This is a genomic window from Streptomyces albus subsp. albus (assembly GCF_000725885.1).
GTDB lineage: Bacteria > Actinomycetota > Actinomycetes > Streptomycetales > Streptomycetaceae > Streptomyces > Streptomyces albus.
Genome location: NZ_JODR01000003.1, coordinates 249,362 through 263,986 on the forward strand (window position 1 = coordinate 249,362; position 14,625 = coordinate 263,986).

At 74.2% G+C, this 14,625-nt stretch carries 10 protein-coding genes and 1 pseudogene; 2 read left to right on the forward strand and 9 right to left on the reverse strand.

Features of this window, described 5'->3' with window-relative positions; all coding sequences use genetic code 11:
• Positions 1-174: 174 nt before the first annotated feature.
• From cobT to IO40_RS0104545, 7 genes and pseudogenes are all read right to left on the reverse strand, one after another.
• Positions 175-5,256 carry a nicotinate-nucleotide--dimethylbenzimidazole phosphoribosyltransferase gene (gene cobT / locus IO40_RS0104520; protein WP_031174905.1) on the reverse strand — a complete coding sequence of 1,694 codons (5,082 nt, stop codon included), beginning with the start codon at positions 5,254-5,256 and terminating at the stop codon, positions 175-177.
• Between the two features lie 255 nt (positions 5,257-5,511).
• Positions 5,512-6,756, reverse strand: a complete 1,245-nt coding sequence (gene cbiE, locus IO40_RS0104525) for a precorrin-6y C5,15-methyltransferase (decarboxylating) subunit CbiE (RefSeq protein ID WP_016467763.1) — start codon at positions 6,754-6,756, stop codon at positions 5,512-5,514.
• A gap of 104 nt (positions 6,757-6,860) precedes the next feature.
• On the reverse strand, positions 6,861-7,583 hold the full coding sequence (locus IO40_RS0104530; RefSeq protein ID WP_016467764.1) for a GNAT family N-acetyltransferase: 723 nt from the start codon (positions 7,581-7,583) through the stop codon (positions 6,861-6,863).
• Positions 7,584-7,724: 141 nt separating this feature from the next.
• Positions 7,725-8,534, reverse strand: a complete 810-nt coding sequence (locus tag IO40_RS38565; RefSeq protein ID WP_374336740.1) for a MetQ/NlpA family ABC transporter substrate-binding protein — start codon at positions 8,532-8,534, stop codon at positions 7,725-7,727.
• Positions 8,535-8,585: 51 nt separating this feature from the next.
• Positions 8,586-9,254: pseudogene (locus tag IO40_RS38570) on the reverse strand (methionine ABC transporter permease); the annotation flags it as partial.
• Positions 9,251-10,312 (reverse strand): methionine ABC transporter ATP-binding protein, encoded by a 1,062-nt coding sequence (locus IO40_RS0104540; RefSeq protein ID WP_016467766.1) that lies wholly within the window; start codon positions 10,310-10,312, stop codon positions 9,251-9,253. The gene IO40_RS0104540 and the pseudogene IO40_RS38570, both read right to left, overlap by 4 nt.
• A gap of 435 nt (positions 10,313-10,747) precedes the next feature.
• A complete protein-coding gene (locus IO40_RS0104545) occupies positions 10,748-11,401 on the reverse strand; it encodes an HAD family hydrolase (protein WP_016467767.1) in 654 nt (217 codons plus the stop codon).
• 70 nt (positions 11,402-11,471) lie between these two features.
• On the opposite strand from IO40_RS0104545, the gene IO40_RS0104550 reads away from it, so the two are divergent.
• Together IO40_RS0104550 and IO40_RS0104555 are read left to right on the forward strand one after the other, a co-directional pair.
• Positions 11,472-11,843, forward strand: a complete 372-nt coding sequence (locus IO40_RS0104550; RefSeq protein WP_016467768.1) for a hypothetical protein — start codon at positions 11,472-11,474, stop codon at positions 11,841-11,843.
• Complete coding sequence (locus IO40_RS0104555) at positions 11,836-12,282, forward strand: hypothetical protein (RefSeq protein WP_016467769.1); 447 nt, start codon at positions 11,836-11,838, stop codon at positions 12,280-12,282. The genes IO40_RS0104550 and IO40_RS0104555 overlap by 8 nt, the downstream gene beginning before the upstream one ends.
• A 6-nt stretch (positions 12,283-12,288) precedes the next feature.
• Here IO40_RS0104555 and IO40_RS0104560 read toward each other — a convergent pair whose 3' ends face one another.
• Positions 12,289-12,783: a GNAT family N-acetyltransferase gene (locus IO40_RS0104560; RefSeq protein WP_016467770.1), complete on the reverse strand. Its 495-nt coding sequence runs from the start codon at positions 12,781-12,783 to the stop codon at positions 12,289-12,291.
• A gap of 465 nt (positions 12,784-13,248) precedes the next feature.
• Entirely contained in the window at positions 13,249-14,415 is a 1,167-nt protein-coding gene (locus tag IO40_RS0104565) for a glycerophosphodiester phosphodiesterase (RefSeq protein WP_031174906.1), read from the reverse strand.
• Positions 14,416-14,625: the final 210 nt, after the last annotated feature.

The window sequence follows — 14,625 nt, forward strand, 5'->3', positions numbered from 1 at the left end:
GGAGCGGCCGGGGACGGTGGGGACGGGGAACGGTGGGGACAGCTTAGGCGGGGGGCGACCGTACGGGCTGTTCCGCAGGTCACGCAGGGCCCGCGATACGGAAGGGCAGGCGCTCCCCATGCCGGTGAGCGCCTGCCCCCAGGTCGCGCGATCGCCCCGAGATGTACGGGCCGCTCAGCCCTTCTCGGTGACGCCCGCGGCGTCGAACGTGGCGACCTCGTGCATGGCGCGGGCGGCGCTCTGCACCATGGGCAGCGCGAGCAGCGCACCCGTGCCCTCGCCCAGCCGCAGGTCGAGATCCACCAGCGGGCGCAGCCCCAGCTTCGTGAGCGCGGCGACATGGCCCGGCTCCGCACTGCGGTGGCCCGCGATGCACGCGGCGAGCGCCTCGGGCGCCACCGCGCGGGCCACCAGGGCGGCGGCCCCGGCACTCACCCCGTCGAGGATGACCGGCGTACGCAGCGACGCCGCACCGAGGATCAGCCCGACCATCGCCGCGTGCTCCAGCCCGCCGAACGCCGCCAGCATGCCGAACGGGTCGGCCGCGTCCGGCTGGTGCAGCTCCAGCGCCCGGCGGACCACCTCGATCTTGCGGGCGTGCGTCTCGTCGTTGATGCCGGTGCCCCGCCCGGTCACCTCCGCGGCGTCCACACCGGTGCAGGCGGCGATCAGCGCGGCGGACGCCGTGGTGTTGGCGATCCCCATCTCCCCGGTGAGCAGCGCCTTGTTGCCGGCCGCCACCAGATCGCGGGCGGTCTCGATGCCGACCTCCACGGCCCGCTCGACCTCTTCGCGGGTGAGCGCCGGGCCCGCCGTCATGTCTGCGGTGCCCGGACGGATCTTGCGGGGCAGCAGACCGGGCTGCGCGGGAAGCTCCGCGGCGACCCCGACGTCCACCACGCACACCTCGGCGCCCACCTGGTTGGCGAACGCGTTGCAGACCGCGCCGCCGCCCAGGAAGTTCCCCACCATCTGGGCGGTGACCTCCTGCGGCCACGGCGTAACCCCCTGCGCGTGCACCCCGTGGTCCCCCGCGAAGACCGCCACGGCGGCCGGCTCCGGGATCGGCGGCGGGCACTTGCGGGAGAGCCCGCACAGCTGCGCGGAGATGATCTCCAGCATGCCGAGCGCACCGGACGGTTTCGTCATCCGCTTCTGCCGCTCCCACGCCTCGCCGAGCGCCTTGGCGTCCAGCGGTCGGATGGTGCCCAGCGTCTCGGCGAGCATGCCGGTGGGCTCCGCGCCCGGCAGCGCACGGCGCCCGTACGACTCGTCGTGCACGACCCACGAGAGGGGACGCCGCTTCGACCAGCCCGCCTGCATCAGCTCCGGCTCGTCAGGAAACTCGTCCACGTACCCGACGCACAGGTACGCCACGACCTCCAGATGCTCGGGCAGCTCCAGCGCCCGCACCAGCTCCCGCTCGTCGAAGAAGCTGACCCAGCCGACGCCCAGCCCCTCGGCCCGCGCCGCCAGCCACAGGTTCTCCACCGCCAGCGCGGCGGAGTACGGCGCCATCTGCGGCTGCGTCTGGCGGCCCAGCGTGTGCCGGCCGCCGCGCGTGCGGTCCGCGGTCACCACGATGTTGACCGGGGTGTCGAGGATCGCCTCGATCTTCATCTTCTTGAACTGCTTCGCCCGGCCCTTGGGCAGCGACTTCGCGTACGCGTCCCGCTGCCGCTCGGCCATCTCATGCATGGCCCGCCGGGTCTCCTCCGAGCGGATCACCACGAAGTCCCACGGCTGGGAGTGCCCGACGCTGGGCGCCGTGTGCGCCGCCTCCAGCACCCGGAGCAGCACCTCGTGCGGGATCGGGTCGGAACGGAAGCCGTTACGGATGTCCCGCCGCTCCCGCATCAGCCGGTGCACGGCCTCCCGTTCGGCCGCCGCGTACCCCGGCGCGGGCTCGCCCACCGGCTCCTCCGAACTCCCGGGGGCGCCTTCCTGGGCGTCGCCGCCCTCGCCCTGCCCGTCCTCGTGCCGGGTGTCGCTGTCCGTTTCCTGTCCGGAGCCGCCCTGGGCGTTGCCGCCTGCCTCCTGGCCGGTGTGCTCGGCGGTTGCGGGGGCCGGTGCCGGTGCGGTGGCCGGTTCCGCTGCCGTCGCCTCGCCGTCGGTGGGGGCGTTGCCGTCGGCCGGTTCGGTGGCCTCCTCCGTGTCGGCCGGGACCTCGGCCGGGGCGTCCGCCCCGGTGGTGGCCGGCTCCGGGGCTGCCGCCTCCTCGGTTGCGGCGTCAGCCGTGGCCGTGTCGGTTGCGGGGGTCTCGGCGGTGGGGGCCTCGCCCGCGGGGGCGTCGGCGCCGGCCGCCGGGGCCTGCTCCTGGTCCGTACGGGTCCCGGTGTCCGCCGTCGAGGCTGCCTCGTCCTCCGCGGGGGCCGTCTCGGCGGCGGCCTGCTCCGCGGCGGGCCCGGTCGGGTCGGCGGGCTCACCGCTCCCGGCGTCGGAGGCGGCGCCCTCGTCCGGAACGCTGCTTCCCTCCGCTCCTTCCTCGGCGCCTGCGGCCTCGGGGGACGGCGCCGTACCGGCCGTCTCACCGGCGCCGCCGGCCTCGGTGGGCTGGGCGGTGCTCGCGGCGGCATCGTCGGCGGGCGCCTCAGCCGTTGCCGGCTCCGCGCCGGATGCCTCGGACACGGTGCTCCCCTCGGCAGCGGACTCCACCGGTCCGGTTTCGGCGCCGGCGACGGCCTCGTCGCCGGCCGATTCGGCGGTGGCGGTTCCGGCTTCTGCGGCTTCGGCGTCTACGGCTTCGGCGCTGTCCGCGGCTTCGGGCGCGGACGGCTCGGTACCGACGGTCTCGGCGGCAACCGTTCCGGCGTCCGCCGCTTCGGCACCCGTGGCTTCCGCGTCGGCGGGCTCAGCGGTGGTGGTGGGCTCAGTGGTGGCGGGCTCCGCCGGTGCGGCCCCCGCCGGTGCGGTCTGCTCGGCGTCGGCGGCGGTGCCGGTCCCGGCCGTGCCGGGTTCCGCGTCGGTGGTCTCCTCGGCGGCGGGCGCGTCACCGACGGGCTCCGGCTGGGCGGGGGCGGCCTCCGCGGCATCCGCCGTCGCAGCCCCCGCGGCGGTCCCGTCGGCGGGAGTCCCGTCGGCGGCGGCCCCGTCGGCAGGGTTGCCCTCAGCGGGGGTCTCCGCGCCTGCGGCTCCGTCAGTGGCCGGCTCGGCGGCGGCCTCGGGGGCGGCGGCCTCGGCCGTGGCGGCCTCGGGTCCGGCCGGCTCGGCGACCGGCTGGGCCGCTCCCTCGGCGGAGGCCTGCGCTGTGGCCGCGTCGGGGGATGCGGGGGCCGTGGCCTGGCCGGGGATGACGGGGGCCTGCGTCCCGGCGCTGTTCTGGTCGTCCGTCGCAGGGTTTATGGGCGGTGCCGTGGACGCCGTCGGCTGCTCCCCGCCCTGCGCCGGGACGGTCGGCAGCGTGCCGGGCTGTGCCTCCTGCCGGGGCGCGGGCACCGCGTCGGTGCCGTCGGCGCCGCTCGCAGCGGGTGCCCCCGCCTGGGCGTCCGGCGTCTGGCCGGGAGCCGGTGCGGTGGTGCCGGTGGTGCCGTCGGGCTGGTCGCCGGACGTGGATTCCTGCGGCCGGACGCCGCCGTCCGCCTCCGGTGCGCCGGGCGCCGGTGCCGCGGGAGCGACCGTTTCTGCCGTGGTGGCGGCTTCCGCCGGCGCCGCCGTGGCGCCCTGGGCGGTCTGCTGGGCGACGCCCTGCGCGGTGCCTTCCGCGGCGGGCTGCGGCTGCTGTTCCGCTGCCACGGGATGCTGCTGGGGCTGCTCGGGCGGGAGTTGGGCCAGCTGCGGCCCGGGCAGTGGTTCCTCGACGGCGACGGGCGCGGCGGCCCCAGGGGCTGCCTCGGCGGTCAGAACGGCCTGGGAGCCCTGCCCGCTCGCCTCCTCCTGCTGGGGTGTGTCGTTCTGCGCGGTCGCGGCTTGCTGTCCGGCCGCCGCCTGCTCCGCCACGGCCTGGTCCGCCACCGGCTGTTGCGTCGCGGTCCGGTCCACCGGCGTGTCCGCCACGGCCTGTTGCGCGGTCTGCTCGGCGACGGCCTGCTCCGGCAGGGGCTGTTCCGTCGCGGCCGGCTCGGAGGCGCCGGTGTTCTGCTGCTGCGGGGCGGCCTGCTGCTCCGGAGCCTGCTGCGCCGCGCTCTGCGGGTCCATGACAGCGGGACCCGCAGACGCCTGCTCGGCGGGCTGCTCTCCGCCCGCGGGGGCGGGAGCCGGGGCCTGCTGGGCGGCGGCTGCCTGCTGGGGCTGCGCGTCGCCCGGCTGGGAGGGCTGCGGCTGAGCACCAGGCTGCTGCGGCTGCTCCGCCGGCAGTGCGCCGTCCGTGGGCGCCGCCGCGGGCTGCACCACGCCGCCCGACCGCCCGGCCGGGGCGCCTTGGACGGGGGCCGCCTGCGGCATGGCCTGCTGCGCGGTGGGGCGCTCGGACAGGGGCCGTACCGTTCCGGACTGCTCGGGCACCGGCGGGCCGAGATGCAGGGGACGGCGGGTGCCATGACTGGGAGTGCTGTGGGTGGAGGTCTGCGCGGGACGCGGCTGCTGCGGCGCGCGTACGGCGGAGGCATCACCGGCGGCCGTGTCCCCGTCGGCCTCGTGCTGTGCAGGTGCAGGTGCCGCGGCCGGTACGGCGTCCGGCTGCGGGGCGGCGGCGCCGGGCTGGGGCTGCGCGCCGTCGGGCTGGGAGGCCGGGGGCTGCGCGCCGGGCTGCGGTTCGGCGGCGGGCATCGCGCCCGGGGTGCCGTTCTGCGCGTAGGCGGCGCCCTCCTGGGGGGCGAATCCGGGTGCGGCGTAGCCGTTGTCGCCCTCGTACCCGGCGGCGCCGTAGGCGTCGGTCGCGGCGTAGGTGCCGTCCTGCGGGTAGGGCGCGGGCTGCTGCGTCAACTGGGCGTCGTGCACGGGCTGCTGGCCGGCCGCCGCCTGTGCGGGGGCCTGCGGGGCGTAGGCGTACGCGTAGCCGCCGGCCTCGGGCATGGGGCCCGGCTGTCCGGGCTGGGGCTGCGGCATCGGCTGGGCCTGCGCCTGTGGTTGCCGGGCGGTGCCGGGAGCCGGCTGCTCGGTCCAGGCGCCCTGGGCGGAGGGCATCAGGAGCAGGTCCTCGTCCTCCTGGAGGTCGGACGCGCCGTGGGGGTCGTGCACGGCGTCGTGCGGCTCCGCACCGCCGGCCGGGTCGGCGAAGGGGTAGGCGCCGGGGGCCGGGACGCCCGGCTGCCCCTCCTGCTGCTGCCCGCCTGCGTTCTCCGGCAGCCCCTCTCCCGGGATCTGACCGGTGTCACTCATGCGTTCCCCTCGCGCATCGCTGGTGCTCCTTCCAACCCGGCGGACGGACCGCCGCGCCCCGTGATGAAGAACGAGCACGCACTCCGTGCGGCACGTGCCTCCGCCTCCACTATTCGGACAAGGACGGACGAAGCGTCAACCCCGAACAGTGGCACAACAGTCCATCAGCCTACCCGCCGCCGGAGTGGCCCGCGGGCCACGGGTGGGAGAGAAACCGCACTTCGCCGGGGTTCGTCCGGGAGGAAACGCGGGGGTTCAGTTCCGGATGCCGGACAGCAGGAAGACCACGGTCCGTTCGGTTTCGGTCCACTCCGCGGGCTCCAGTCCGACGGACTGGAGCAGGGCGCATTCGACGGTGTATCCGCGTTCCGTGAGCGCCCTTCCCAACGCCTCCGCCTCATCCCTGGTGGCCGCGTGGGTGACGATGCGCGCGGGACGCCGGTCGGCCACCGCGGTGACGGTGGCCGCTCCCCCGCCGCCGACGCGGACCACGTCCGGTTCGGGCAGGTCCTCCAGCACGTGCGGGGCGACGCCGTGCACGGTCTCCAGTTGGACGCCGAAGCGGCGGGCGGCGGCGCGCACACGGGCGCAGGCGTCGGCGTCGGCGTCGACGGCGATGACGGCCGCGCCGAAGCGGGCGGCTTCCACGGCGAGCGCTCCGCTGCCGGCGCCGATGTCCCACACCAGGTCGCCGACGCGGGGCCCCAGGCGGGCGAGTTGGGCGACGCGCAGCTGCGGCGCCTCCCCGGCCCGTTGCCCGGCGGCGGCGCCGGGCTCCCCCTCCCCCGCGTACTCGGCGACCGGCAGCCCCCAGCCGCGGACGGCGGGCGGGTAGCCGACCTCGTGCCCGGCGAGCCAGGCGGTGCCCTGGGGCGCGCCGGTGTCGGCTCCGGCGCCGGTGCCGCCGACGACGATGACGACGTTGGGATCGCGCCAGGTGTGGTCGGCGACCTTGTCGGAGGTGAGCACCGTCATCTGCTCGCGGTCGGTGCCCAGCGCCTCGCAGATGACGAAGGTGCGGTGGACGCCGTCGAGCAACAGGGCCAGTTCCGCGGGGCCGGCGCCGGGCGAGGTGAGGACGGCGACCTTCTTGTGGGCGCGGCAGACGTTGACCGCGCGGCGCAGCGTACGGCTGTTGGCGACGACGAGCTGGGCGTCGTCCCAGGGCATTCCGGCGCGGGCGAACGCGGCGGCGATGGCCGAGACGGCGGGGACGACCTCGACCTCCAGGCCGTGCTCGGGGGCGCGCAGGGTGCGTACGACACCGAAGAAGCCGGGGTCGCCGTCGGCGAGGACGACGGCGGAGCCGCGGTGCCGGGCGATGCGGCGTGCCGCGAGGGTGGCGCTGCCGAGCCGGATGCGTTCGGCGTGCGGCGGCACCTCGGGCAGCGCCAGGTGGTGTGCGGCTCCGGCGACGAGGGTGGCCGCTCCGAGCGCCGAGCGGGCGGCGTCCGTCAGCGGCGAGCCGTCCCACCCGATCACGGTGACGCGGTCGGCCATGCTGGGGGTCTCCTGGCTGGTCAGTGCTCATCGCAGGTCGGGGCCCACTGAGGGTACCCCCTCCGGCCAGGGGCAGGGCCGTCAGCACCCGTGCGGCAGGGCCGTCACCAGGCGCGTGGCGTCAGCTGTTCGAAGCTGCCGTCGATGTCCTCGGGGAGCAGGCTCCAGACGATCAGGTCGGTGCGGATCTCGGCCCAGTCGCCGTCCCCGTTCGCGGTGTCCGCCCCGGCGCGGGGAAGGGTGCCGCCTCCGGTGTGCGGGACCGCCCAGTTGCGGGGGTGGGTGCCGGCTCCGGTGTGGGGGATCGCCCAGTTCTCGGTGCGGGTGCGGGCTATCCCCGCGTGGCGCAGCACGCCCTCGCTGATGCAGCCGAGCTTCTGGGCGACCTGCTGGGCGGCGGTGTTGTCGGCGGCGGTGCGGATCTCCAGGCGTTCGAACTTCTGGTCGTGGAAGAGCCACTGGGCGACGGCCTGGAGCGATTCGGAGGCGTAGCCCTCGCCGCGGGCCCAGGAGGCGGTGGCGTAGACGGCCTCGGCCGACAGGACCCGCCAGTCGGCGCCGCGCAGTTCGACGGAGCCGACGAGCCGCTGGGTGAGGAGTTCGGTGACGGCGAAGACGATGCCCTCGCCGCTGGTGCGCCGGCCGGGCGCGTGGCGGGTGACGAAGTCGTGGGCCTCGGTGCGGGTGTAGGGGACGGGCGTGCCCATCCAGGCGGCGATCTGGTCGTCGGCCATCATCTCGGTCAGCGCGGGGACGTCCGCTTCCTCGAACGGGCGCAGCACGAGCCGGTCCGTGCTGATCGTGGTGTCCGGGAAGGTCGAGGTCATGCGCCGCTCCTACACGTCGGGGTGCACAGCATGCAGCATCGGCACCGGGATGTGCAGCGCCGGGCCCCCTCGGCGGGTGGACCCGGCGCTGTTGAGAAGACTTGTCGACACGGGGACTTTCCCCGGTTCAGGCCGAGGGGTTCACGATCCCACAGGCCCGAAAGCGGGTTCGATGGCCCCCTTGTACTTGTCCTCGATGAACTTCTCGACCTGCGGCGAATTGAGCAGCTTCGCCAGCTTCCTGACCCGCGGGTCGTCCTGGTTGCCGTCCTTGACGGCGAGGAAGTTGGCGTACGGGTTGCCCTTGGCCTGCTCGGCGGCCAGCGCGTCCTTGGCCGGGTTGAGCCGGGCGTCCACGGCGTAGTTGCCGTTGACGACGGCGGCGTCCACGTCGTCGAGGGCACGCGGCACCGCGGCGGCCTCCAGCTCCCTGAAGTCCAGGCCCTTCTTGTCGGCGATGTCGCCCAAGGTGGCCTCCGGCCCGGCGCCCGGCTTGAGCTCGATCAGCTTGTGGTCGGCCAGCAGGTGCAGGGCCCGGCCCTCGTTGGTGCTGTCGTTGGGGACGGCGACGGTGTCACCCGGACCCAGGTCCGCGAGCTTGTGGACCTTCTTCGAGTAGAGGCCCAGCGGCTCCAGCTCGACGTTGACGACGGGAACGATGTGGGTGTCGTTCTTCTTGTTGAAGTCGTCCAGGTACGGCTTGTGCTGGAAGAAGTTGGCGTCGACCTCGCCGGACTCGGTGGCGGTGTTGGGCACCACGTAGTCGTTGAACTTGCGGACCTCCAGCTTGAGGCCCTCCTTCTCGGCCAGGTGCTTCTCGACGTACTCCAGGATCTCGGCGTGCGGGGTGGGCGACGCGGCGACCTTGAGGGTGTCCTTGTCGTCGCCGCCGGTGCCGATGCCGTAGCCGATCAGCGCGAGCGGGACGACCACGGCGGCGGCCACGGCCACGGTGCGGCCCCGGCCCAGACGGGCGAGCCGCTTCCCGGCCCCGCCGTCCGCGGCGGCGGCACCCCGGTTGGCGGCCAGCAGCCGCACCACGGCGTCGCCGATGATCTGCACGGCCGTCACGATGACGATCAGGGCGACCACGGTGGCGACCATGACGCTCGTCTCGAACCGCTGGTAGCCGTACTGCACGGCCACCGAGCCCAGCCCGCCGCCGCCGACGGTGCCGGCCATCGCCGAGTAGCCGATCAGCACGATGACGGTGGTGGTCAGCCCGGCGACCAGCGAGGGCAGCGCCTGCGGGAGCAGCGCCTTGAAGACCACGGTGGGGGTGGAGCCGCCCATGGCCTGCACGGCCTCGACCAGGCCGCGGTCCACCTCGCGCACGGCGGTCTCCACCAGCCGCGCGAAGAACGGGATCGCCCCGATGGCCAGCGGGACGATCGCGGCGGTGGAGCCCACGGACTGGCCGACGACGAAGCGGGTGAAGGGGATCAGCGCGATGAGCAGGATGATGAAGGGCAGCGATCTGCCGACGTTCACGATGGCGCCGACGACCTTGTTGACGGGTGCGTTCTGGAGCATCCCGCCCTTGTCGGTGAGGACCAGCAGCACGCCAATGGGCAGCCCGCCGACCAGCGCGACGAGGGTGGACCAGCCGACCATGTAGAGGGTGTCCCAGAAACCCTGGAACAGCAGCGGCTGTATCTCGGACCAGCTCACTTGGCACCCTCCCCGACGAGGCCGCCGGCGGCCTCCCGTTCCTTCGTGTCCCCGGCCGCACCCGCGACCTCGACCGTCAGCCCCTGTTCACGCAGGAAGCCGATCGGCACGACGTTGTCCTCGTAGCTGCCGGGCAGCTCGATGCGCATCCTGCCGACCTGCTTGCCGGCCACGGTGTCCATGGCGGCGCCCAGGATGGAGATGTCCACGTTGTAGGTGCGCGACAGCTTGGAGATCACCGGCTCGGTGGTGGTCTCGCCGTGGAAGGTGACGTCCACGACGGTACGGCCGTCCGCGGAGGGCACCCCGCCGACCGGGAACAGTTCGCGGGCCAGCTCGGAGCCGGGCGTGGCCAGCAGCTCGGGCACGGTGCCGGACTCGGTGATCCGGCCGGCCCGCATCAGCGCGGCCGAGTCGCAGACCGCCTTGACGACGTCCATCTCGTGCGTGATGAGCAGCACGGTGAGCCCGAGCTGTTCCTTCAGGTCGCGCAGCAGTTGCAGCACGGAGCGGGTGGTCTCCGGGTCGAGCGCGGAGGTGGCCTCGTCGGAGAGGAGCACCTTGGGGTCGCCGGCCAGGGCGCGGGCGATGCCGACGCGCTGCTTCTGGCCGCCGGAGAGCTGCGCCGGGTGGGCCTTGGCCTTGTCGGCGAGGCCGACCAGGTCGAGCAGCTCGTGCGCCTTGCGGGTGCGCTCCTGCCCGGAGTGGCCCAGGATCTCCAGCGGCAGCTCGACGTTGCCGAGCACGGTCCGCGAGGAGAGCAGGTTGAAGTGCTGGAAGACCATGCCGATCCGGCCGCGCGCCTTGCGGAGCTCCTTGCCGGCGCGCTTGCCGTTCCCGGCCAGCGCCGTCAGCTCCTGCCCGTCCACGGTGACGGTGCCGGAGGTGGGGCGCTCCAGGAGGTTGATGCAGCGGATGAGGGACGACTTGCCGGCGCCGCTCTGGCCGACGACGCCGAAGACCTCGCCCTCGGGGACGTGGAGGTCGACGCCGTCCAGTGCGGTGACCTCGCGGTCCCGCGTGCGGTAGACCTTCGTGAGGCCCTTGGTCGTGATCACAGGAATGTCCGTGGGTGTCGGTGGGATGAACGCTTACGGGTGCCGTCGAGGGGCGCCCCGGCGCGGTCCGCGGCGGTGCGGGCGGAGCGGTGCCCGTGCCGTGGCGTCGCGGCACGGGAGGACGGCCACGGGACGGTGGGCGGAACGGCTCTGCCGGCGGGGGCGGAACGCGCGGGCTCGTGACTCGCTTCGGGGCGCGAGTCGCCTCGGTCAGCTCAGGCGGGGGCCCTCAGCGGGCACACATTCGCCGCGTGGTGCGCGGGGCAGGCGTACGCATACAACGAGCACCGGGCGTCCAGGTCGCCTCGGTCGCAAACGTGCGGCAGCTCGTCGTGTTCATGGTGGTCAGTAAACCAGATGGGTCAGCTCGCACGGAGAGTGCTGTCCACATGGCGGACAGCGTTATGGACAGCCCCGGAACCCCGGCGGGCCGTCTCAGTCCTCCGCGACGACCGTCACGCCCTCCGCCGTGACCTGCGCCGTCACCGAGCCCAGGTGCTCGACGACCACATCCGCGCGCAGCTGGTCGCGGGTGTGCGTTGTGGCCAAGCCCACGGTCCGCATACCGGCCCGGCGCCCCGCCTCGAGACCCGCGGGGGCGTCCTCGAAGACCACGCACCGTGCCGGATCGGCGCCCAGCTTGCGGGCGGCCAGCAGGTAGGGCTCGGGGTCCGGCTTGCCCCGGACGATGTCGTCGGCACAGATGACCAGCGGCGCCTCGATCCCGACGGCCCGCAGCCGGGCCTCGGCCAGCTCGCGGGTGGCGGAGGTGACCACGGCCCAGCTGCCCTCGGGCAGCGAGGCCAGCAGTTCGGCGGTGCCCGGCAGCGGTACGACACCGCCGTTCGCCACGTCCTCGACCTCCAGCCGCTCGATCCGGGCCAGCGCGGCCGGCACCCGCTCGGCGGGCAGCAGGTCGGCCACGATCTCCGCGGCGGGCCTGCCGTGCAGTTCGACGGCGGCGAACTCCTCCTCGCCGATCCCGTGCTCCCGGGCCCAGGCGGTCCAGCAGCGGACCACGGACTCCAGGGACGACAGCAGGGTGCCGTCGTTGTCGAACAGCAGGGTCGCGGGGGCGTCGAACTTCATGCCGGGCAGCGTACGCGGGCGTCCGGGGGCGCGCGTCGGCGGGCCCGGGTGCCCTTTTAGACTCCTTCACATGCTCACCCCGCTCACCGTCACGCTCGCCGTGGCCGCGCTCCTGCTGGCCGCGTGGTGCGGCTGGGCGGCGTACCGCGACCAGCCGACCAAGGACTGGCACTTCATCGGCATGGCCGTGGTGACGCTGCTCGCCCTGGTCCAGCTGGTGGTGGGGATCGTGCAGCTCGCGCAGGGCCGGGACCCGGCGGACGGCGCGGTGATCTTCATCTCGTACCTGATCGGCGTCGTCGCGTGCGTGCCCGTGGTGGGGCTCGTCTCGCTGACCGAGCGCACCAAGTGGGGCTCACTGACGGTCGTCGCCGGCGCCGTGGTGCTCGCGGTGCTCCAGGTACGGCTCTACGACATCTGGGGAGGCGGCACCGGTGCCTGAACCGACCACGGTCGACGTCGAGACGGCCCCCGCGCCCCGGCGCGGCGGCATCAACACCGGACCGGGCAAACTGCTGGTCACGCTCTACGGCATCTTCACCGTGGGCGCCGCCTCACGCTCCGCCGTCCAGCTGTCCACGCGCTTCCACGAGGCGCCGCTGGCCTACATCCTCTCCGCCGTCGCCGCCGTGGTGTACGCCTTCATCACGCTCTCCCTCGTCCGCGGTGGTGAGGGCGCCCGCAAGGCCGCCCTCACCTGCTGTGCGCTGGAGCTCGCCGGCGTACTGGCGGTGGGCACCTGGACCCTGGTGGAGCCCTCGGCCTTCCCGGACGCCACCGTCTGGTCCGACTACGGGATGGGCTACCTGTTCATCCCGGTGTTCCTCCCGCTGACCGGCCTGTGGTGGCTGCGCCGCGGACACCGCGAGCCCCGGCCCTGAGCGCGGCTAGGCGCTGGTGGCGTACTCGGCGGCGTCCTTCGCGAGGGCGATCAGGGTGACCTGCCGGTCGCGTTCGGTACCGACGGGTGCGTAGCCGGAGCGCCGGTACAGTCGCAGGTTGCCCTCGCTGCGACCGCCGGTGACCAGGTGGTACCGCCTGGGGGCGTGCTCGGCGGCGAGCCGGTCCTCGATCGCGGCGAGCAGCCGTCCGCCCAGCCCGTGGCCCTGGAGGCGGGGGTGCACACAGAGCCGGCCGATACGGGCGGTGCCCTCCGCGTCCACCTTGCCGCGGACGGTGCCGACGACCTCCTCGCCGAGGCGGGCGACGAGCACGCAGGACGCGGCCAGTTCGGCGCGCAGGTCGTCCAGCGTCTGGACCAGTGGCTCGATGCGGTAGTCGCCGTAGAGCTCCGCCTCGCTCTGGAAACACAGGTACTGGAGTTTCAGTATCTGTTCGGCGTCACGCTCGTCCGCCGCAGAGATGGTCACGCTCATGCCCATGTGCGCATGCCTCCCCAAAGTGTGTGCGCACGGACGCGCGAGAGTGAGGGTGCCGCGCCCGTACTGTCTGCCCTGGTGACGCCGGTTGCCTCTGCACCCTTCCCGCCGGGCCGGGTGGCGGAACCTTTGTCGCGAGCATTCTGCGCAGGCATTGCGGACAGCGGGAACGCAGCGGTCCGACCGCACCCTGTGATATTCCCAACTCTTGGGCGATTTGCGGGCATGTGGACTGATCGTCCGCCGGCGGTACGCACAGCGACGCGGGACGGCGCGCACGCAACCGCGCCCCCAGCCGCGGGGTTTCCGCCATACCGCGCTGAACGCGCGCCGCCCGCCGCACGGTTGCGCGGCGGGCGTGCGCCTCACTCGCCGGCTCGTCGGGGCGGCACCAGGTGCCGTGCCGGGGAGCCCGGCAGACAACGCCTGCCGACGGCTCACAGGCCGCTCGCCCCTCCCAGCCGCCGGTCAGCCGTCGCCGCGGAAGTCCGCCGCGGCCAGCAGGGCGGTGTCGCAGTTGCCGGAGAAGAGCCCGTCGATGCCGGTCTCGAAGTACCTCTTGAACGCCCCGAAGGCGTCACCGTAGGCGTTGGGGTCCTGGCCCCTGCGGAAGTCGGCGGGCAGGAAGGTGTTCTCGTTGCGCATGGTGTACGGGTGCACCACCAGCCGCCGCGCGTGCGCGTCCCGCACCAGGGTGGTCGGCTCGCCCAGAGTGCCGGACGAGGTGCGCGGGATCACCAGGTCGAGGGTGGGGCCGATGCCCTGGGCGAAGCCCGCGATCCACTTCAGCCCCTCGGGCTCGACCAGATCGGCGACGGTGCGCGGGTCGCCCGCCTCCACGAAGTCCCAGGGGCGCGAGGTGGGGCCCGAGAGCAGCACCACGCCGGGGCAGTCCACGAGTCCGCTCAGCCGCCGGATGCTGCTGGGCTCGAAGGACTGGACGAAGTTGGGCGAGTGCGCCTTGTGCCGCCCGTACCGGCGCAGCAGCCGGGCCAGCGGCTTCTCCAGGCCGAGGCCCAGTTTGCGGAAGTAGGTGGGGTGCTTGGTCTCGATGTGGAGCCAGACGCGGCGGCCCCGGCGCCTGCCCTCCTGCTCGGCCCACCGGAGGACCTCCTCGAAGGTGGGCACGTCCCAGCGGCCGTCGTAGAGCGTGTTGTGCTGCCGCTGCTTGGGGATGCGCTCCTTGGCGCGGAGCGTCTTGAGCTCCTTGAGGGTGAAGTCCTCGGTGAACCAGCCGGTGAGCTTCACCCCGTCGACGGTCTTGGTGGTCTTCCGGGAGGCGAATTCGGGGTGGTCGGCCACGTCGGTGGTGGCCGTGATGTCGTCCTCGTGCCGGCACACCAGGTGCCCGTCCTTGGTGGGGACCAGGTCCTGCTCGATGATGTCGGCGCCCATGTCGAGGGCCAGCTGGTAGGAGCCCATGGTGTGCTCGGGGCGGTAGCCGCTGGTGCCGCGGTGCGCGATGACGCAGGGGGTGGGCAGCTCACCCCTGTGTGCCCGCCCGCCCGAGTCCGCCGGCCGCCGCTGGGCGGCCTGCGCGGCCGGGCCCGCGCCCAGCGTGACGGCGCCCGCGGCGCTCAGCGCCGCCGCCGCGCCGAGTACGGCTCTGCGGCCCGGCTGCTGCTCCTGTCCCATGCGCTCTCCTCCGTCTCGGTGGCACCGTTGTCCGGGTCCTGCCACATGTCGGGCCGATCGTAGGACCGGGCACTCGGCCGCGGGGAGACATGAGTACGAACGGATGGGAAACACGGGCCGGCACAGGGGGGCCGTGCGGCACGGTCCCGGCCCGGCGCGTCAACTTGGCGTAAGGGAACATCCGGCCCGGTGTGCCCGCTGCCCTCCGCT